Raw genomic sequence first — 19,168 nt, 5'->3', positions numbered from 1 at the left:
CAAATCACTGTCCAATTGACCACATCACGGACTTAAGGAGGTGTGTCTCGTGGCTAAAAAGGTAATTAAAATGGTAAAGCTTCAAATTCCTGCAGGTAAAGCTAACCCAGCTCCACCAGTTGGTCCAGCATTAGGACAAGCAGGTGTTAACATCATGGGCTTCTGTAAAGAGTTTAACGCTCGTACAGCAGATCAAGCTGGTCTTATCATCCCTGTTGAAATTACGGTATTTGAGGACCGTTCATTCACTTTCATTACTAAAACTCCTCCTGCTGCTGTTCTTCTTAAGAAAGTAGCTGGTATTGAGTCTGGTTCTGGTGAACCAAACCGTAATAAAGTGGCAACTGTTAAGCGTGATAAAGTACGCGAAATCGCTGAAACTAAAATGCCTGACCTAAACGCTGCTAGCGTAGAAGCTGCAATGCGTATGGTTGAAGGTACTGCACGCAGTATGGGCATCGTTATCGAAGACTAATTCGATTTGTTTTTTAAAAAAGGTTGCGGGTCTGGAATTCCAATTCGCAACCTTTATTATCGTAAATGATTATCGTTTTTAAATAAATGGGTGGCGCGCATCCTCAGGTTATACCTGAAAATAAGCGTAAACGTGGGAGGTTATTCCGCTAAAACCACATTCGAGGAGGAAATAAAAATGGCTAAAAGAGGTAAAAAGTACGTAGAAGCTGCAAAGCTTGTTGATCGTGCAGCTGCTTACTCTGCAACAGAAGCAGTAGAATTAGTAAAGAAAACAAACACAGCTAAATTTGATGCAACTGTAGAAGCTGCATTCCGTTTAGGTGTTGACCCTAAGAAAGCTGACCAACAAATCCGTGGTGCAGTTGTTCTTCCACACGGTACTGGTAAAGTACAACGTGTATTAGTATTCGCTAAAGGTGAAAAAGCTAAAGAAGCTGAAGCTGCTGGAGCTGACTTCGTAGGCGATGCTGATTACATCGGTAAAATCCAACAAGGTTGGTTCGATTTCGATGTAGTAGTAGCAACTCCTGACATGATGGGTGAAGTTGGTAAACTTGGTCGCGTATTAGGACCTAAAGGTTTAATGCCAAACCCTAAAACTGGAACAGTTACTTTCGATGTAACTAAAGCTGTTAACGAAATCAAAGCTGGTAAAGTTGAATACCGCGTTGATAAAGCTGGTAACATCCACGTTCCAATCGGTAAAGTATCTTTCGAAGATGCTAAATTAGTAGAAAACTTCAGAACAATCGCTGACACTTTACAAAAAGTTAAGCCAGCTGCTGCAAAAGGTACTTACATGAAGAACGTAACAGTTGCTTCTACAATGGGACCTGGCGTACGTGTAGACGTTTCTACATTAGCGTAAATTTTGGAAGTTGACTTCATAAAGAAGTTTTAATATAATCATTTATGTTGTGAATTTAATTAGTGTACCGTAGACAGTAGGTGTCAATAGACTTAATTCCCTACCTAGGTGTTAATATACGAAGCGGAATTTTTTTCTGTGACTATATGCCTCCATGTCTACAAGTTGGGCATGGAGGTTTTTAGTGCACTTTCGGTACATCTTCTATATAATCTACAGGAGGTGTAATAACATGAGCAAAGTAATCGAAACTAAACAACAAGTTGTAACTGAAATCGCGGACAAACTTCGCGCTAGTAAATCTACAATCGTTGTTGACTACCGTGGTTTAACAGTTTCTGAAGCAACAGAATTACGTAAGCAATTACGTGAAGCTGGCGTTGAGTTCAAAGTTTACAAAAACTCTCTAACTCGTCGTGCTGCAGAATCTGCTGAAATGGCTGAGTTAAATGAATTCTTAACAGGACCAAACGCAATCGCGTTCAGTAACGAGGATGTAGTTGCTCCTGCGAAAGTATTAAACGACTTCGCTAAAGATCATGAAGCTTTAGAAATTAAAGCGGGCGTAATCGAAGGTAAACTTGTAACACTTGATGAGGTTAAAGCTATCGCTACTCTTCCATCACGTGAAGGCTTACTTTCTATGCTTCTTAGCGTTCTTCAAGCTCCAATCCGTAACCTTGCACTTGCTACTAAAGCAGTTGCAGACCAAAAGGAAGAGCAAGGCGCTTAATTTTTTAAAAGATAATTACGTATTATCGATAAAACAATACAAACCTATTTAAGGGAGGATATTTACAATGACTAAAGAACAAATCATTGAAGCAGTTAAATCTATGACTGTATTAGAACTTAACGACTTAGTAAAAGCTATCGAGGAAGAATTCGGCGTAACTGCTGCTGCTCCTGTAGCTGTTGCTGGTGGCGCTGGAGAAGCTGCTGCTGAGAAAACTGAATTTGATGTGGAACTAACTAGCGCTGGTGCACAAAAAATCAAAGTTATCAAAGTTGTTCGTGAAATCACTGGTCTTGGCTTAAAAGAAGCTAAAGAATTAGTTGACAACACTCCAAAAGTAATCAAAGAAGCTGCTGCTAAAGAAGAAGCTGAAGAAATCAAAGCTAAACTTGAAGAAGTTGGCGCTGCTGTAGAAGTTAAGTAATTAACTTTTGATGCTTTAAAAAAAGCTCGCTCTCATGCGAGCTTTTTTTTTAACTGTAAAGAAAAGAGGTGGCCATATGGCAGACCATTATTTTTCTAACGACCCTTCTAGTAAAAGTGATCGTAAGCGATGGGAATTTGCGCTTCGTGGATCTCAATTTACTTTCTTATCTGACCGTGGGGTGTTCTCGAAAAACGAAGTGGACTTTGGTTCTCGTCTTTTAATTGAAGCGTTTCAAGTGCCAGATATTAAAGGTGATATATTAGACGTAGGTTGTGGATATGGACCAATTGGTTTATCGTTGGCGAAAGAGTTTCAAGACCGTAAAGTTCACATGGTGGATGTGAATGAAAGGGCACTTGAGCTTGCGAAAGAAAATGCCGCTAACAACAGAATTGGAAATGTGCACATTTTTCAAAGTAGCGTCTATGAAAATGTAGATGGTATGTATGCTGCTATTCTATCTAATCCTCCAATTCGTGCAGGTAAAGATATCGTGCATGAGATTTTAGAAAAAGCTGTAGAACATTTAGTTCCAGGCGGAGAGTTGTGGATTGTTATTCAAAAGAAACAAGGGGCACCATCTGCGCTGAAGAAACTAGAAGAAGTATTTTCTGAAGTCGAAGTTGTAGAAAAGAAAAAAGGATATTATATCATAAAATCAAAAAAACGTTGACGGTTATTTTTGGCTATGTTAACATTATACAATGCCAATATATGATTTTCTGCGTTGAGAAAGATGTATATTTTTGTTTCTCTTGGAAAAGATAGTAAAATCAGCAGATTATGAAACAGAATGATGGTTTTCTTATAGAAGCCATTTTTCTTTTTTGAACAGGTAGAAAGACTCAACGTATTTATCTTTAAGAGAAAAAAGACTACGCTAAATAGCAGTAGTTGTATTTATTTGTGATTTTGCACAAATTTTTTTGTGCATTTATAATACTCATGATTTGAGGGGTGAAGCAGTTGACAGGTCAACTAGTTCAATACGGACGCCACCGCCAACGAAGAAGTTATGCCCGTATTAGTGAAGTATTAGAGTTACCAAATCTTATCGAAATTCAAACCTCTTCTTATCAGTGGTTTCTTGATGAGGGTTTGCGAGAAATGTTCCAAGACATTTCTCCGATTGAAGACTTTACGGGAAATCTATCGCTTGAATTTATCGACTACAGCTTAGGTGAACCTAAATACTCTGTAGACGAATGCAAAGAGCGTGATGTGACGTATGCAGCACCACTTCGTGTAAAAGTGCGTCTAATCAACAAGGAAACTGGTGAAGTAAAAGAACAAGATGTGTTCATGGGAGATTTCCCACTCATGACAGAGACTGGAACATTCGTAATTAACGGTGCAGAACGTGTTATCGTTTCCCAGTTAGTTCGCTCTCCAAGCGTATACTATAGTGGCAAAGTGGATAAAAACGGAAAACGTGGTTTTACTGCTACTGTAATTCCAAACCGCGGAGCTTGGTTAGAGTATGAGACAGATGCTAAGGATGTTGTATATGTGCGTATTGACCGTACGCGTAAACTTCCTGTAACTGTTTTGTTACGCGCATTAGGGTTTGGCTCTGATCAAGAAATCACCGAGCTTTTAGGTGATAACGAATACTTAAGCAACACATTAGAAAAAGACAACACAGATAGCACAGAAAAAGCATTGCTTGAAATTTATGAGCGTCTACGTCCTGGTGAACCACCAACAGTAGAAAATGCTAAGAGCTTACTTGTGTCTCGTTTCTTTGATCCAAAGCGCTACGATTTAGCAAATGTAGGTCGCTACAAGATCAACAAAAAGTTACACATTAAAAACAGATTGTTTAATCAACGTTTAGCTGAAACATTAGTGGATCCAGAAACTGGTGAAATTTTAGCGGCAGAAGGAACAATCTTAGATCGTCGTACACTTGATCGCATTTTACCTTACTTAGAGAAAAACATTGGATTCAAAACAGCGAAACCAATGGGTGGAGTGGTAGAAGGCGATGTTGAGCTGCAATCTATTAAGATTTATGCTCCTGAGTCAGAAGGCGAGCGCGTAATTAATGTAATTGGTAATGCAAACATTACTCGTGATGTAAAACACATCACACCAGGTGATATCCTTGCTTCTATCAGTTACTTCTTCAACTTACTATACAAAGTAGGGGATACAGATGATATCGACCACTTAGGAAACCGTCGTCTGCGTTCTGTTGGAGAACTATTACAAAATCAATTCCGTATCGGTCTTTCTCGTATGGAACGTGTTGTTCGTGAGAGAATGTCGATTCAAGATACAAATGCAATTACACCACAGGCATTAATTAATATTCGTCCTGTTATTGCATCTATTAAAGAGTTCTTCGGAAGTTCTCAGTTATCTCAGTTCATGGACCAAACAAATCCATTAGCAGAGTTAACTCACAAACGAAGATTATCTGCATTAGGACCTGGTGGTTTAACGCGTGAGCGCGCAGGCTTTGAAGTACGTGACGTTCACTACTCTCACTATGGTCGTATGTGTCCGATTGAAACACCAGAGGGACCAAACATCGGTTTGATTAACTCATTATCTTCGTTCGCGAAAGTAAATGAGTTTGGTTTCATTGAAACACCATACCGTCGTGTTGACCCAGAAACTGGTCTTGTAACAGGGCATGTTGATTATTTAACAGCAGATGAAGAAGATAATTATGTTGTAGCCCAAGCGAATATGAAATTATCTGAAGAAGGAGAATTCCTTGATGAAGATATCGTAGCTCGTTTCCGTGGTGAAAACATTGTCACAAATAAAGAACGTATCGACTACATGGATGTATCACCAAAACAAGTAGTGTCGGCAGCGACAGCTTGTATTCCGTTCTTAGAAAACGATGACTCTAACCGCGCACTTATGGGAGCGAACATGCAACGTCAGGCGGTTCCGTTAATGAATCCGGAATCTCCGATTGTAGGTACAGGTATGGAGTACGTATCAGCAAAAGACTCAGGTGCTGCAGTAATCTGTAAACACCCTGGTGTTGTTGAACGCGTAGAAGCACGTGAAGTTTGGGTACGTCGCTATGTAGAAGTTGACGGTCAAACAGTAAAAGGCGACTTAGATCGCTACAAAATGCAAAAATTCATTCGTTCTAACCAAGGAACTTGCTACAACCAACGTCCAATCGTAAGTGTTGGAAATGAAGTTGTAAAAGGTGAAATCCTTGCGGATGGTCCTTCTATGGAATTAGGTGAACTAGCACTTGGACGTAACGTGCTTGTTGGCTTCATGACTTGGGACGGTTATAACTACGAGGATGCAATCATTATGAGTGAGCGCCTTGTAAAAGATGATGTGTACACTTCTATTCATATTGAAGAATATGAGTCAGAAGCTCGTGATACGAAGCTTGGACCAGAAGAAATTACACGTGACATTCCAAACGTTGGGGAAGATGCATTACGCAACCTTGACGAGCGCGGTATCATTCGCGTTGGTGCGGAAGTAAAAGATGGAGATTTACTTGTTGGTAAAGTAACACCTAAAGGTGTAACAGAATTAACAGCTGAAGAACGTCTATTACATGCTATCTTTGGAGAAAAAGCGCGTGAAGTACGTGATACATCACTACGTGTACCACACGGTGGTGGCGGTATTATCTTAGACGTAAAAGTATTCAACCGTGAAGATGGCGACGAATTGCCACCAGGCGTGAATCAACTTGTGCGTGCATATATCGTTCAAAAACGTAAAATTTCTGAAGGTGACAAAATGGCCGGACGTCACGGTAACAAAGGTGTTATCTCTCGTATTTTACCAGAAGAAGATATGCCTTACTTACCAGACGGTACGCCAATCGATATCATGTTAAACCCATTAGGGGTACCATCTCGTATGAATATCGGTCAGGTATTAGAGCTTCATCTTGGTATGGCAGCAAGATACCTTGGCATTCACATTGCAACACCAGTATTCGATGGTGCTCGTGAGGAAGATGTTTGGGGCACAATTGAAGAAGCTGGTATGGCAAATGACGCGAAAACAATCCTGTATGACGGACGTACTGGTGAACCATTCGATAACCGTGTATCTGTTGGTGTCATGTATATGATCAAACTTGCGCACATGGTTGACGATAAACTTCATGCTCGTTCTACTGGACCATACTCACTTGTAACGCAGCAGCCTCTTGGAGGTAAAGCTCAGTTCGGTGGACAGCGTTTCGGTGAGATGGAGGTTTGGGCACTTGAAGCTTATGGTGCTGCTTATACTCTTCAAGAAATCTTAACAGTGAAGTCTGATGATGTTGTTGGACGTGTTAAGACGTATGAAGCAATTGTTAAAGGCGAAAATGTTCCAGAACCAGGCGTTCCTGAATCATTCAAAGTATTGATTAAAGAGCTGCAAAGTTTAGGTATGGACGTTAAAATGATGTCTAGCGACGATACAGAAATTGAAATGCGTGATACGGAAGATGACGATGATCATCAATCAGCAGATAAATTGAATGTCGAAGTTGAGACAACTAAGGAATAATTGGGATAACCTGTAGACTAAAAGGGAGGTAGGCCCCTTGATAGATGTAAATAACTTTGAATATATGAAGATTGGACTTGCTTCACCTGACAAGATTCGTTCTTGGTCATACGGTGAAGTTAAGAAACCAGAAACAATTAACTATCGTACGTTAAAGCCTGAAAAAGATGGCTTGTTCTGTGAGCGTATTTTCGGACCACAAAAGGACTGGGAATGTCATTGCGGAAAATACAAACGTGTACGTTATAAAGGTGTAGTTTGTGATCGATGTGGTGTTGAAGTAACGCGTGCGAAAGTGCGTCGTGAACGTATGGGTCATATCGAATTAGCTGCTCCTGTATCTCATATTTGGTATTTCAAAGGTATCCCGAGCCGCATGGGACTTGTCTTAGACATGTCCCCTCGCGCGCTTGAAGAAGTAATTTATTTCGCTTCTTATGTTGTAACAGAAAGTGGAGATACACCACTTGATAAGAAGCAATTACTTTCTGAAAAAGAATACCGTGCATATCGTGATCGATATGGTAGCACATTCCAAGCTGCTATGGGTGCAGAAGCGATTAAAAAGCTATTACAAGACATCGATTTAGATAAAGAAGTAGACTTCTTAAAAGAAGAATTAAAAACAGCACAAGGACAACGCCGTACTCGTGCTATTAAACGTCTAGAAGTATTAGAAGCATTCCGTAACTCTGGAAATGAGCCATCTTGGATGATCTTAGATGTTCTACCAGTAATCCCACCAGAACTACGCCCAATGGTACAGTTAGATGGTGGACGTTTTGCTACTTCTGACTTAAACGACTTATACCGTCGTGTAATTAACCGTAACAACCGTTTAAAACGTCTATTGGACTTAGGTGCACCAAGCATTATCGTTCAAAACGAAAAACGTATGTTACAAGAAGCTGTAGACGCATTAATCGATAATGGTCGTCGTGGCCGTCCAGTTACTGGACCGGGTAACCGTCCATTAAAATCACTATCTCACATGCTTAAAGGTAAACAAGGACGTTTCCGTCAAAACTTATTAGGTAAACGTGTTGACTACTCTGGTCGTTCTGTAATCGTTGTAGGACCGAACTTAAAGATGTATCAATGTGGATTACCGAAAGAGATGGCGCTTGAACTGTTCAAACCTTTCGTAATGAAAGAGTTAGTTGAAAAAGGATTAGCACACAACATTAAGAGTGCGAAACGTAAAATCGAGCGTGTACAACCTGAAGTTTGGGACGTTTTAGAATCTGTGATTAAAGAACATCCAGTACTTCTAAACCGTGCACCAACACTTCACCGTCTTGGTATTCAGGCGTTTGAACCTACATTAGTAGAAGGTCGCGCAATCCGTCTTCACCCACTTGTATGTACTGCATACAACGCGGACTTTGACGGTGACCAAATGGCCGTTCACGTACCTTTATCATCAGAAGCACAAGCAGAAGCTCGTCTTCTTATGTTAGCGGCACAAAACATCTTGAACCCGAAAGACGGTAAACCAGTTGTTACTCCATCTCAGGATATGGTATTAGGTAACTACTACTTAACGCTTGAGCGTGAAGGCGCAATCGGTGAAGGTATGGTCTTCAAAGATGCGAACGAAGCATTACTTGCATACCAAAATGGATATGTACATCTTCATACACGTGTTGCAGTAGCTGCAAGCGCAGTAAACAACGCAACATTTACTGAAGAGCAAAAGAGTATGCTTCTATTAACAACAGTTGGTAAATTAATATTTAACGAAATCTTACCAGAGTCGTTCCCTTATATTAATGAACCAACAAATTCAAACCTTGAAAAAGAAACACCAGCGAAATATTTCGTTGAAAAAGGTGCGAACATTAAAGAGATTATTGCTAGTCGCGAAGAAGTGGCGCCATTCAGCAAGAAAATCCTTGGTAACATCATTGCGGAAGTGTTTAAACGTTTCAAAATTACAGAAACGTCTCGCATGCTTGACCGTATGAAAAACTTAGGATTCAAGTACTCTACAAAAGCTGGTATTACAGTTGGGGTATCTGACATTCTTGTATTAGGTGAAAAAGATGAAATTCTCCACGAAGCACAAGCAAAAGTAGATAATGTAATTAAACAATTCCGTCGCGGTTTAATCACGGAAGAAGAACGTTACGATCGCGTTATCTCTATTTGGAGTAATGCAAAAGATGTTATCCAAGGAAAACTGATGAAATCCTTGAATAAACGCAACCCAATCTTCATGATGAGTGATTCCGGTGCCCGTGGTAACGCATCGAACTTTACTCAGCTTGCTGGTATGCGTGGTCTGATGGCCAATCCATCTGGTCGTATCATCGAACTTCCAATCAAATCAAGTTTCCGTGAAGGTTTAACAGTACTTGAGTACTTCATCTCTACGCATGGTGCGCGTAAAGGTCTTGCCGATACAGCACTGAAAACTGCCGATTCTGGTTACTTAACACGTCGTCTTGTTGACGTTGCACAAGATGTAATCGTTCGTGAAGATGATTGTGGAACAGATCGCGGTTTATTAATTGGTGCGATTAAAGAGGGTAATGAAGTTATTGAGTCACTATATGATCGTCTTGTTGGACGTTTTGCAAGAAAAACTGTAAAACATCCTGAAACAGGTGAAGTATTAGTTGCTGAAAATCAATTAATTACTGAAGATATCGCTCATATCGTTGAAAATTCGGGTGTTGAAACTGTAAACATTCGTTCAGCGTTTACGTGTAACACTCGCCACGGTGTATGTAAGAAGTGTTACGGTCGTAACTTAGCAACTGGAACAGACGTAGAGGTAGGGGAAGCGGTAGGTATTATCGCAGCTCAATCTATCGGTGAGCCAGGTACACAGTTAACGATGCGTACGTTCCATACAGGTGGGGTTGCCGGAGATGATATCACTCAAGGTTTACCTCGTATCCAAGAGATCTTCGAAGCTCGTAATCCGAAAGGTCAGGCTGTTATCAGTGAAATCGACGGTGTTATCGCAGCGATCAACGATGTTAAAGATCGCCAAGAAGTGGTTGTACAGGGTGAAGTTGAAGCTCGTACGTATGCTATTCCTTACGGTGCTCGTCTGAAAGTAATTCCAGGACAGAAAATTAGCCACGGTAAAGAGTTAACAGAAGGTTCTATTGATCCGAAAGAATTACTAAAAGTAACGGACATTACGGCAGTTCAAGAATACTTATTACGTGAAGTTCAAAAAGTATACCGTATGCAAGGGGTAGAAATTGGTGACAAACACGTAGAAGTAATGGTACGCCAAATGTTACGTAAAGTACGTGTAAGTGATGCAGGTGAAACAGATGTATTACCAGGAACATTACTAGATATCCATCAGTTTACTGATGCGAATGCGAAGGTGTTACTACAAGGTAAACAACCAGCAACAGCTAGACCTGTTCTACTTGGTATTACAAAAGCTTCACTTGAAACAGATTCATTCTTATCTGCAGCATCGTTCCAAGAAACAACTCGTGTCTTAACTGATGCAGCGATTAAGGGTAAACGTGATGAGCTTCTAGGATTGAAAGAAAATGTTATTATCGGTAAACTTGTTCCTGCTGGAACAGGTATGAATCGTTATCGCAAAGTGGATCTTGTTAAAACAACACAAGATGACATGAATGTAGAAAACGATGAAGTTTATGTGGAACAGTAAAATTTTCCGTCGTAAATTTTGTATAAAAACAGTTAATCCTAGTTGACATTGTATGAGTCAAAATGTTACTATAAGCAAGGTTGCTCCTGAACGATGCTTTGGAGGATATTTATATGTCTTATCAAAAAGTGTCAAATGCTGAAAATGTGGTCGTTGGTCATAAACGCACATTGGAAGCAATCAAAAATGGTATAGTTAAAGAAGTTGTCATTGCAGAAGATGCTGATATGCGGTTAACCCATGTTATCATTCGTACTGCATTGCAACATAACATACCCATAATAAAAGTTGAATCAGTTCGTAAACTTGGAAAAGTTGCGGGGATTCAAGTGGGAGCTTCAGCAATAGGAATAATAAGTTAAAACTGTTTTTGTGAGGAGAGAGCATTTGCTCTCCCTTGCAAAAACTTTGTTTTCAACTAATAATGAACCACCTGGATATGTGGTCATACAAACATGCGAAGGGAGGATAATCAAATGCCTACTATTAACCAATTAGTGAGAAATGGTCGTACTGATAAAGTATGGAAATCTAAATCACCTGCGTTAAACAAAGGTTTTAACTCTTTAAAGAAAAAATCAACTGATATCTCTGCACCTCAAAAACGTGGTGTATGTACTCGTGTTGGTACAATGACTCCAAAGAAACCTAACTCAGCGTTACGTAAATATGCTCGTGTTCGTTTAACAAATGGTATTGAGGTAACAGCATACATCCCAGGTATCGGTCACAACTTACAAGAGCACAGCGTAGTATTAATTCGCGGTGGTCGTGTAAAAGACTTACCAGGGGTACGTTACCACATCGTTCGTGGTGCGCTTGATACAGCTGGTGTTGACAAGCGTATGCAAGGCCGTTCTAAATACGGTACTAAAAAGCCAAAAGCGGCTAAGAAATAATAACTTTTTAATGAAAGGAGGAACTCAATATGCCTCGTAAAGGACCTGTTGCAAAACGTGACGTGTTACCAGATCCAATGTACAATTCGAAACTAGTAACACGCCTTATCAACAAAATGATGGTTGACGGTAAAAAAGGTAAATCTCAAACAATTCTTTATAATGCGTTCGATATCGTAAGCGAACGTACTGGTAAAGAGCCAATGGAAGTATTCGAGCAAGCTCTTAAGAACATTATGCCTGTTCTTGAAGTACGCGCTCGTCGTGTTGGTGGTGCTAACTACCAAGTTCCAGTTGAGGTTCGTCCAGAACGCCGTACAACTTTAGGTCTTCGTTGGTTAGTAAACTACGCTCGTCTTCGTGGTGAAAAAACTATGGAAGAGCGTCTTGCTAACGAAATCTTAGATGCAGCTAACAACGCTGGTGCATCTGTTAAGAAACGTGAAGACACTCATAAAATGGCAGAAGCTAACAAAGCATTTGCTCATTACCGTTGGTAGGATTCAACGTAAAATAAATGTAAGCATAAACCGCTTTATTTGTCGCTTATGGAAGTGTGGAGAGGGAGAATGCCTCTCCCTTTCGTTGGGCGCTCGTTTTACATAATGAGAGTACTGGACATACTGACATGTGTAACAATATAAAGTGGCTTTTTTGCTACTTAAAATAAAAAATCCAATCCATATATGGAAGGAGCAAGACACCAAATGGCAAGAGAGTTCTCTTTAGAAAACACTCGTAATATTGGTATCATGGCTCACATCGATGCTGGTAAAACAACAGCTACTGAGCGTATTCTGTACTACACAGGACGTATTCACAAAATCGGTGAAACTCACGAAGGTGCATCTCAGATGGACTGGATGGAGCAAGAGCAAGAGCGTGGTATCACAATTACTTCTGCTGCAACTACAGCACAATGGAAAGGTCACCGTGTAAACATCATTGACACTCCAGGTCACGTAGATTTCACAGTAGAAGTAGAACGTTCTTTACGCGTACTTGATGGCGCGGTAGCAGTACTTGATGCACAATCTGGTGTAGAACCACAAACAGAAACTGTTTGGCGTCAGGCTACTACTTACGGCGTACCTCGTATCGTATTCGTTAACAAAATGGATAAAATCGGTGCAGACTTCTTATACTCTGTAGGAACAATCCACGATCGTTTACAAGCAAACGCACACCCAATTCAGTTACCAATCGGTGCTGAAGATGAGTTCAATGGTATCATTGACCTTGTTGAAGAATGTGCTTACATGTACGGTAACGATTTAGGAACAGACATTCAACGTGTTGAAATTCCTGAAGAGCATAAAGAACTAGCTGAAGAATACCGTGGAAAACTTATTGAAGCGGTAGCTGAGCTTGATGAAGAAATGATGATGAAGTACCTAGAAGGTGAAGAAATCACTGTAGAAGAGCTTAAAGCTGGTATCCGTAAGGCTACAACTTCTGTAGAATTCTTCCCAGTAATCTGTGGTTCTGCATTCAAAAACAAAGGTGTTCAAATTCTGTTAGACGCAGTTATCGACTACCTACCATCTCCATTAGATGTACCTGCAATCAAAGGTACTCTTCCGGATACAGATGAAGAAGTAGAACGTAAGTCTAGCGATGAAGAGCCTTTCTCAGCACTAGCATTCAAAATCATGACTGACCCTTATGTTGGTAAGTTAACGTTCTTCCGTGTGTACTCTGGTGTGTTAAACTCTGGATCATACGTGAAAAACTCAACTAAAGGTAAGCGTGAGCGTGTAGGTCGTATCCTACAAATGCACGCTAACAGCCGTGAAGAGATTTCAACAGTTTACGCTGGTGATATCGCTGCTGCTGTAGGTTTAAAAGATACTACTACTGGTGATACTCTTTGTGACGAGAAGAGTCTTGTTATCCTTGAGTCTATGGAATTCCCAGAGCCAGTTATCTCTGTAGCTATCGAACCAAAATCAAAAGCTGACCAAGATAAAATGGGTACAGCATTATCTAAGCTTTCTGAAGAAGATCCAACATTCCGTGCTCACACTGACCAAGAAACTGGCCAAACAATCATCGCTGGTATGGGTGAACTTCACCTTGATATCATCGTTGACCGTATGCGCCGTGAATTCAAAGTTGAAGCAAACGTTGGTGCTCCTCAGGTAGCATACCGTGAAACTTTCCGCGCTGCTGCGAAAGTTGAAGGTAAGTTCGCTCGTCAATCTGGTGGTCGTGGACAATTCGGTCACGTTTGGATTGAGTTTGAACCTAACGAAGAAGGTAAAGGATTCGAATTCGAAAACAAGATCGTCGGTGGTGTTGTTCCACGTGAATACATCCCAGCTGTAGGCGCAGGTCTTGAAGATGCACTTAAAAATGGTGTACTTGCTGGATATCCAGTAGTAGACATTAAAGCTGCATTAGTTGACGGATCTTACCATGATGTCGATTCATCTGAGATGGCGTTCAAAATCGCTGCATCTATGGCACTTAAAGCTGCGGTTTCTAAATGTAACCCAGTAATTCTTGAGCCAATGATGAAAGTTGAAGTTGTAATTCCTGAAGAGTACATGGGTGACATTATGGGTGACGTAACATCTCGTCGTGGACGTGTAGAAGGTATGGAAGCTCGCGGTAACGCTCAAGTTGTTCGCGCTATGGTTCCACTTTCTGAAATGTTCGGTTATGCAACGTCATTACGTTCTAACACTCAAGGACGCGGAACATTCTCTATGGTGTTTGACCACTATGAAGAAGTACCAAAGTCTGTTTCTGAAGAAATTATCAAAAAAAATAAAGGTGAATAATTGATTTTTATCGATTCTTCACGTATAACTACTTATGTAAGCTTAGAAAGTGGGACGCAAGTTTCACTTTCTAGCCTAAATATAAAATAACCTATATAAACTAAGGAGGAATTTAGAATGGCTAAAGCTAAATTCGAACGTTCTAAACCCCATGTTAACATCGGTACAATCGGCCACGTTGACCATGGTAAAACTACATTAACTGCTGCGATCACTACAGTACTTGCAAAAGCTGGTGGTGCTGAAGCACGCGGATACGATCAAATCGATGCTGCTCCAGAAGAAAGAGAGCGCGGTATCACAATCTCAACTGCACACGTTGAGTACGAAACTGAAACTCGTCACTATGCACACGTTGACTGCCCAGGTCACGCTGACTATGTTAAAAACATGATCACTGGTGCTGCTCAAATGGACGGCGGTATCTTAGTAGTATCTGCTGCTGATGGCCCAATGCCTCAAACTCGTGAGCACATCCTTCTTTCTCGTCAAGTAGGTGTACCTTACATCGTTGTATTCTTAAACAAATGCGACATGGTAGACGACGAAGAATTATTAGAATTAGTAGAAATGGAAGTTCGCGACCTATTATCTGAATACGGATTCCCAGGCGACGACATTCCTGTAATCAAAGGTTCTGCTCTTAAAGCTCTTCAAGGAGAAGCTGATTGGGAAGCAAAAATCATTGAATTAATGGCTGAAGTTGATGCTTACATCCCAACTCCAGAACGTGAAACTGACAAACCATTCTTAATGCCTGTAGAGGACGTATTCTCTATCACAGGTCGTGGTACAGTTGCTACTGGTCGTGTTGAGCGCGGTATCGTTAAAGTTGGTGACGTAGTAGAAATCATCGGTCTTGCTGAAGAAAATGCTTCTACAACTGTAACTGGTGTAGAGATGTTCCGTAAACTTCTTGACCAAGCTCAAGCTGGAGACAACATCGGTGCTTTACTTCGTGGGGTTGCTCGTGAAGACATCCAACGTGGACAAGTACTTGCAAAAAGCGGTTCTGTAAAAGCTCACGCTAAATTCAAAGCTGAAGTTTTCGTATTATCTAAAGAAGAAGGTGGACGTCACACTCCATTCTTCGCTAACTACCGTCCTCAGTTCTACTTCCGTACAACTGACGTAACTGGTATCATCCAATTACCAGAAGGTACTGAAATGGTAATGCCTGGTGACAACATCGAAATGACTATCGAACTTATCGCTCCAATCGCTATCGAAGAGGGAACTAAATTCTCTATTCGTGAAGGTGGACGTACAGTAGGTTACGGTGTAGTTGCTACTATCGTTGAGTAATCTTAACTGATATAAAAAACCCCGAGGGATTTTCCCTTGGGGTTTTTGTTTGCATTTATATAATAAACAAAATGATTATTTCATGTTTTGACGAGTTTCTTCTATAGTAATGTGAAATCACTAAAACCTAAACCCAGAAACTGTAAAATGAATTCTGCTAGATGAAAACTTGAAATTCTTTAAAGTGCCATGTATAATAGCAAAAGTAGAGAAAAGCAGATGCAAACAAAAAGATGCTTGCATCTAGACGAATAACATTGTATAATAGACAATGTTGGTCTTTGACTGCGATGAAGTGGAAGGTTGCTGACACACCCGGCCGCTTTGCCATGGCATGGTGTGGGGAAATTTCCATGGAGAAGGTCTATTTTAGAAATAGGCGAACGAAGGAGGGAAAATAATGGCAAAAGAAAAAATTCGTATCCGTTTAAAAGCTTACGATCACCGTATTCTTGATCAGTCAGCTGAGAAAATTGTAGAAACAGCTAAGCGTTCTGGGGCAACAGTTTCTGGTCCGATCCCATTACCAACTGAAAAAACTGTTTACACAATTCTTCGTGCTGTTCATAAGTACAAAGATTCTCGTGAGCAATTCGAAATGCGCACGCACAAACGTCTAATCGACATCGTGAGTCCTACTCCACAAACAGTAGATTCATTAATGCGTTTAGACTTACCATCTGGTGTAGATATCGAAATCAAACTATAATTTATATAACTTAAAAATGTAGGAGGTGTAACTCATGACCAAAGGAATCTTAGGAAGAAAGATCGGTATGACTCAAGTATTTGCTGAGAACGGTGAGTTAATCCCAGTAACAGTTATCGCTGCTAATCCAAACGTTGTTCTTCAAAAGAAAACAACTGAAACTGATGGCTACAACGCAATTCAGTTAGGATTTGAAGATAAGCGTGAAAAGTTAACTAACAAACCTGAACAAGGCCACACTGCTAAAGCATCTACAACTCCTAAGCGCTTCATTCGCGAAATCCGCGATGCAGACGTGGACGGATTAGAGGTTGGTCAAGAGGTAAAAGTTGACGTATTCGCTACAGGTGAAATCGTTGATGTAACAGGAATTTCTAAAGGTAAAGGTTTCCAAGGTGTTATCAAACGCCACGGACAATCTCGCGGACCTATGTCTCATGGTTCTCGCTATCACCGTCGTCCAGGTTCAATGGGCCCAGTTGCTCCGAACCGTGTATTCAAAGGCAAAAAACTTGCTGGACGTATGGGTGGAGACCAAGTTACTATCCAAAACTTAGAAATCGTTCAAGTTGACACTGAGCGCAACTTATTACTAGTAAAAGGTAACGTTCCAGGTGCTAAGAAATCTCTTGTAGTTGTTCAAGGCGCTGTGAAGGTTAGCAAATAATTCACAATAGGAAGGAGGAATTCCAATGCCAAAAGTTACTGTATATAACCAAACTGGTTCACAGGTTGGTGAAATCGAATTAGCTGAAGCTATTTTCGGTATCGAACCAAATGAAGCTGTACTTTTCGAAGCTGTAATGATGCAACGTGCATCTTTACGTCAAGGTACACACAAAGTAAAAACTCGCTCTGAAGTTCGCGGTGGTGGTCGTAAACCATGGCGTCAAAAAGGAACTGGACGTGCTCGTCAAGGGTCTATCCGCTCTCCTCAATGGCGTGGTGGTGGTACGGTATTCGGACCTACACCAAGAAGCTATGCGTACAAACTTCCTAAGAAAGTTCGTCGTTTAGCAATCAAATCTGCATTAGCTACTAAAGTAGTTGAGAACAACATTGTAGTTCTTGAAGACCTAGTGTTAAATGCACCAAAAACAAAAGATATGCTAGCAGTACTTAAAGGATTAACTGTTGAGAAGAAAGCTCTTATCGTAACTGCTGATGCAAACGAATCTGTAGAGTTATCTGCTCGCAATATCCCTGGAGTAACAGTAATCACTGCTGATGGCGTAAACGTTTTAGACGTGCTTCATCATGATAAGCTAATCATGACAAAAGCGGCAGTGGAAAAAGTAGAGGAGGTGCTTGCATAATGAGAGATCCTCGTGATATCATTAAGCGCCCAGTTATCACTGAACGTTCTATGGAAATGATGGCTGAAAAAAAATACACGTTCGATGTGGACGTTAAATCTAATAAAACAGAAGTTAAAGATGCTCTAGAAGCGATCTTTGGTGTTAAAGTAGAAAAAGTGAACATCATGAACTACAAGCCGAAAGCAAAACGCGTTGGTCGTCACGCTGGTTTTACTAGCCGTCGTCGTAAAGCAATCGTTAAGCTAACTGCTGACAGCAAAGAAATCGAAATCTTCCAAGGCGTTTAATTCTTACTAAAGAAGGAGGGAAATTGAGATGGGAATTAAAAAGTATAATCCAACTACTAACGGTCGTCGTAACATGACTACGAATGATTTCGCTGAAATCACGACTGACAGACCCGAAAAGTCTTTACTTGCTCCTTTAAGCAAAAAGGCTGGTCGTAATAACCAAGGTAAAATCACTGTACGTCATCAAGGTGGCGGACATAAGCGTCAATACCGTATCATCGACTTCAAACGTAACAAAGATGGAATTCCAGGACGCGTTGCTACGATCGAATACGATCCAAACCGCTCTGCGAATATCGCATTAATTAACTACGTTGACGGTGAAAAACGTTACATTCTTGCTCCTAAGAACTTAGAAGTAGGTATGGAAATTATGTCTGGCGCTGAAGCTGACATTAAAATCGGTAACGCATTACCATTAATCAACATTCCAGTAGGTACTGTTGTTCATAACATCGAGCTTAAACCAGGTCGTGGTGGACAATTAGTTCGTTCTGCTGGTACATCTGCACAAGTACTTGGTAAAGAAGGTAAATACGTTCTTGTACGTTTAACTTCTGGTGAAGTGCGTCTTGTATTATCTGCTTGTCGTGCAACTGTAGGTCAAGTTGGTAACGAGTCACACGAACTTATCAAGATCGGTAAAGCTGGTCGCTCTCGCTGGTTAGGTAAGCGCCCAACTGTTCGTGGTTCTGTAATGAACCCAGTTGATCACCCACACGGTGGTGGTGAAGGACGTTCACCAATCGGACGTAAGTCTCCAATGTCTCCATGGGGTAAACCAACTCTTGGATTCAAAACTCGTAAGAAAAATAAAGCGTCTGACAAATTCATCGTTCGTCGTCGTAAAAAATAATGGGATTGTAGTACGGTTCACTTTAAGAACCGTACGGCAATCACGAAGGGAGGCACCAAAATGGCTCGTAGCTTGAAAAAAGGACCATTTGTCGATGATCATTTAATGAGTAAAATTGCAAAGCTAAATGAAACTGAGCAAAAGCAAGTTGTTAAAACTTGGTCTCGTCGTTCAACGATCTTCCCTCAGTTCATCGGTCACACAATCGCTGTATATGACGGTCGTAAACATGTACCTGTATATGTTACTGAAGACATGGTAGGCCACAAGTTAGGTGAATTCGCACCAACTCGTACGTATAAAGGTCATGATGCTGACGATAAGAAAACTAGAAGATAATGAGAGGA

General features: G+C 40.7%; 18 protein-coding genes and 1 other annotated feature. All 18 genes read left to right on the top strand.

Annotation, left to right across the window (positions count from 1 at the left end; genetic code table 11):
- Positions 1-49: 49 nt before the first annotated feature.
- Positions 50-475 (top strand): 50S ribosomal protein L11, encoded by a 426-nt coding sequence (rplK, locus tag ACTFRS_RS27780; protein WP_001085872.1) that lies wholly within the window; start codon positions 50-52, stop codon positions 473-475.
- A gap of 177 nt (positions 476-652) precedes the next feature.
- Entirely contained in the window at positions 653-1,345 is a 693-nt protein-coding gene (gene rplA, locus ACTFRS_RS27775) for a 50S ribosomal protein L1 (protein ID WP_002020168.1), read from the top strand.
- A gap of 49 nt (positions 1,346-1,394) precedes the next feature.
- Positions 1,395-1,538, top strand: a sequence feature (ribosomal protein L10 leader region).
- A gap of 39 nt (positions 1,539-1,577) precedes the next feature.
- Positions 1,578-2,078, top strand: coding sequence for a 50S ribosomal protein L10 (gene rplJ / locus ACTFRS_RS27770; protein WP_000048716.1), 501 nt, complete (start codon positions 1,578-1,580; stop codon positions 2,076-2,078).
- A 67-nt stretch (positions 2,079-2,145) separates the two neighbouring features.
- Complete coding sequence (gene rplL / locus ACTFRS_RS27765; RefSeq protein ID WP_000159736.1) at positions 2,146-2,505, top strand: 50S ribosomal protein L7/L12; 360 nt, start codon at positions 2,146-2,148, stop codon at positions 2,503-2,505.
- A 76-nt stretch (positions 2,506-2,581) separates the two neighbouring features.
- Positions 2,582-3,181 carry a class I SAM-dependent methyltransferase gene (locus tag ACTFRS_RS27760; protein WP_029439121.1) on the top strand — a complete coding sequence of 200 codons (600 nt, stop codon included), beginning with the start codon at positions 2,582-2,584 and terminating at the stop codon, positions 3,179-3,181.
- A 293-nt stretch (positions 3,182-3,474) separates the two neighbouring features.
- A complete protein-coding gene (rpoB, locus tag ACTFRS_RS27755) occupies positions 3,475-7,008 on the top strand; it encodes a DNA-directed RNA polymerase subunit beta (protein WP_000147555.1) in 3,534 nt (1,177 codons plus the stop codon).
- Between the two features lie 37 nt (positions 7,009-7,045).
- Positions 7,046-10,657, top strand: a complete 3,612-nt coding sequence (gene rpoC / locus ACTFRS_RS27750) for a DNA-directed RNA polymerase subunit beta' (protein ID WP_000567937.1) — start codon at positions 7,046-7,048, stop codon at positions 10,655-10,657.
- Positions 10,658-10,770: 113 nt separating this feature from the next.
- Complete coding sequence (locus tag ACTFRS_RS27745) at positions 10,771-11,019, top strand: ribosomal L7Ae/L30e/S12e/Gadd45 family protein (protein ID WP_087951330.1); 249 nt, start codon at positions 10,771-10,773, stop codon at positions 11,017-11,019.
- 114 nt (positions 11,020-11,133) lie between these two features.
- A complete protein-coding gene (gene rpsL / locus ACTFRS_RS27740) occupies positions 11,134-11,556 on the top strand; it encodes a 30S ribosomal protein S12 (RefSeq protein WP_001142340.1) in 423 nt (140 codons plus the stop codon).
- A 29-nt stretch (positions 11,557-11,585) separates the two neighbouring features.
- Complete coding sequence (gene rpsG / locus ACTFRS_RS27735; RefSeq protein ID WP_001137493.1) at positions 11,586-12,056, top strand: 30S ribosomal protein S7; 471 nt, start codon at positions 11,586-11,588, stop codon at positions 12,054-12,056.
- 207 nt (positions 12,057-12,263) lie between these two features.
- Positions 12,264-14,342, top strand: coding sequence for an elongation factor G (gene fusA, locus ACTFRS_RS27730; RefSeq protein WP_000090372.1), 2,079 nt, complete (start codon positions 12,264-12,266; stop codon positions 14,340-14,342).
- Positions 14,343-14,459: 117 nt separating this feature from the next.
- Positions 14,460-15,647 carry an elongation factor Tu gene (gene tuf, locus ACTFRS_RS27725; RefSeq protein WP_001029614.1) on the top strand — a complete coding sequence of 396 codons (1,188 nt, stop codon included), beginning with the start codon at positions 14,460-14,462 and terminating at the stop codon, positions 15,645-15,647.
- 400 nt (positions 15,648-16,047) lie between these two features.
- Positions 16,048-16,356, top strand: coding sequence for a 30S ribosomal protein S10 (gene rpsJ / locus ACTFRS_RS27720; RefSeq protein ID WP_001040596.1), 309 nt, complete (start codon positions 16,048-16,050; stop codon positions 16,354-16,356).
- Positions 16,357-16,390: 34 nt separating this feature from the next.
- Positions 16,391-17,023, top strand: a complete 633-nt coding sequence (gene rplC / locus ACTFRS_RS27715; protein ID WP_000160207.1) for a 50S ribosomal protein L3 — start codon at positions 16,391-16,393, stop codon at positions 17,021-17,023.
- 25 nt (positions 17,024-17,048) lie between these two features.
- Positions 17,049-17,672, top strand: coding sequence for a 50S ribosomal protein L4 (gene rplD, locus ACTFRS_RS27710; RefSeq protein WP_001127258.1), 624 nt, complete (start codon positions 17,049-17,051; stop codon positions 17,670-17,672).
- Positions 17,672-17,962, top strand: a complete 291-nt coding sequence (gene rplW, locus ACTFRS_RS27705; protein ID WP_001205558.1) for a 50S ribosomal protein L23 — start codon at positions 17,672-17,674, stop codon at positions 17,960-17,962. Before rplD ends, rplW begins: the two co-directional genes overlap by 1 nt.
- Before the next feature lie 28 nt (positions 17,963-17,990).
- Positions 17,991-18,821, top strand: a complete 831-nt coding sequence (rplB, locus tag ACTFRS_RS27700) for a 50S ribosomal protein L2 (protein ID WP_000511580.1) — start codon at positions 17,991-17,993, stop codon at positions 18,819-18,821.
- A 60-nt stretch (positions 18,822-18,881) separates the two neighbouring features.
- Positions 18,882-19,160: a 30S ribosomal protein S19 gene (gene rpsS, locus ACTFRS_RS27695; RefSeq protein ID WP_000124453.1), complete on the top strand. Its 279-nt coding sequence runs from the start codon at positions 18,882-18,884 to the stop codon at positions 19,158-19,160.
- The last annotated feature ends 8 nt before the right edge of the window (positions 19,161-19,168 follow it).

Source organism: Bacillus cereus group sp. MYBK139-1, from assembly GCF_051916915.1.
In the GTDB taxonomy this organism is placed as follows: domain Bacteria; phylum Bacillota; class Bacilli; order Bacillales; family Bacillaceae_G; genus Bacillus_A; species Bacillus_A pacificus.
Note: the sequence above shows the minus strand (reverse complement) of the source record. Positions and strands in the feature narration are given on the sequence as shown.

What these genes read in the sequence shown, in the direction of transcription:
- rplA (WP_002020168.1), top strand. Translation starts at nt 653, where the DNA reads ATGGCTAAAAGAGGTAAAAAGTACGTAGAAGCTGCAAAGCTTGTTGAT.
- rplJ (WP_000048716.1), top strand. Translation starts at nt 1,578, where the DNA reads ATGAGCAAAGTAATCGAAACTAAACAACAAGTTGTAACTGAAATCGCG.
- rplL (WP_000159736.1), top strand. Translation starts at nt 2,146, where the DNA reads ATGACTAAAGAACAAATCATTGAAGCAGTTAAATCTATGACTGTATTA.
- ACTFRS_RS27760 (WP_029439121.1), top strand. Translation starts at nt 2,582, where the DNA reads ATGGCAGACCATTATTTTTCTAACGACCCTTCTAGTAAAAGTGATCGT.
- ACTFRS_RS27745 (WP_087951330.1), top strand. Translation starts at nt 10,771, where the DNA reads ATGTCTTATCAAAAAGTGTCAAATGCTGAAAATGTGGTCGTTGGTCAT.
- rpsL (WP_001142340.1), top strand. Translation starts at nt 11,134, where the DNA reads ATGCCTACTATTAACCAATTAGTGAGAAATGGTCGTACTGATAAAGTA.
- rpsG (WP_001137493.1), top strand. Translation starts at nt 11,586, where the DNA reads ATGCCTCGTAAAGGACCTGTTGCAAAACGTGACGTGTTACCAGATCCA.
- fusA (WP_000090372.1), top strand. Translation starts at nt 12,264, where the DNA reads ATGGCAAGAGAGTTCTCTTTAGAAAACACTCGTAATATTGGTATCATG.
- tuf (WP_001029614.1), top strand. Translation starts at nt 14,460, where the DNA reads ATGGCTAAAGCTAAATTCGAACGTTCTAAACCCCATGTTAACATCGGT.
- rpsJ (WP_001040596.1), top strand. Translation starts at nt 16,048, where the DNA reads ATGGCAAAAGAAAAAATTCGTATCCGTTTAAAAGCTTACGATCACCGT.
- rplC (WP_000160207.1), top strand. Translation starts at nt 16,391, where the DNA reads ATGACCAAAGGAATCTTAGGAAGAAAGATCGGTATGACTCAAGTATTT.
- rplD (WP_001127258.1), top strand. Translation starts at nt 17,049, where the DNA reads ATGCCAAAAGTTACTGTATATAACCAAACTGGTTCACAGGTTGGTGAA.
- rplW (WP_001205558.1), top strand. Translation starts at nt 17,672, where the DNA reads ATGAGAGATCCTCGTGATATCATTAAGCGCCCAGTTATCACTGAACGT.
- rplB (WP_000511580.1), top strand. Translation starts at nt 17,991, where the DNA reads ATGGGAATTAAAAAGTATAATCCAACTACTAACGGTCGTCGTAACATG.
- rpsS (WP_000124453.1), top strand. Translation starts at nt 18,882, where the DNA reads ATGGCTCGTAGCTTGAAAAAAGGACCATTTGTCGATGATCATTTAATG.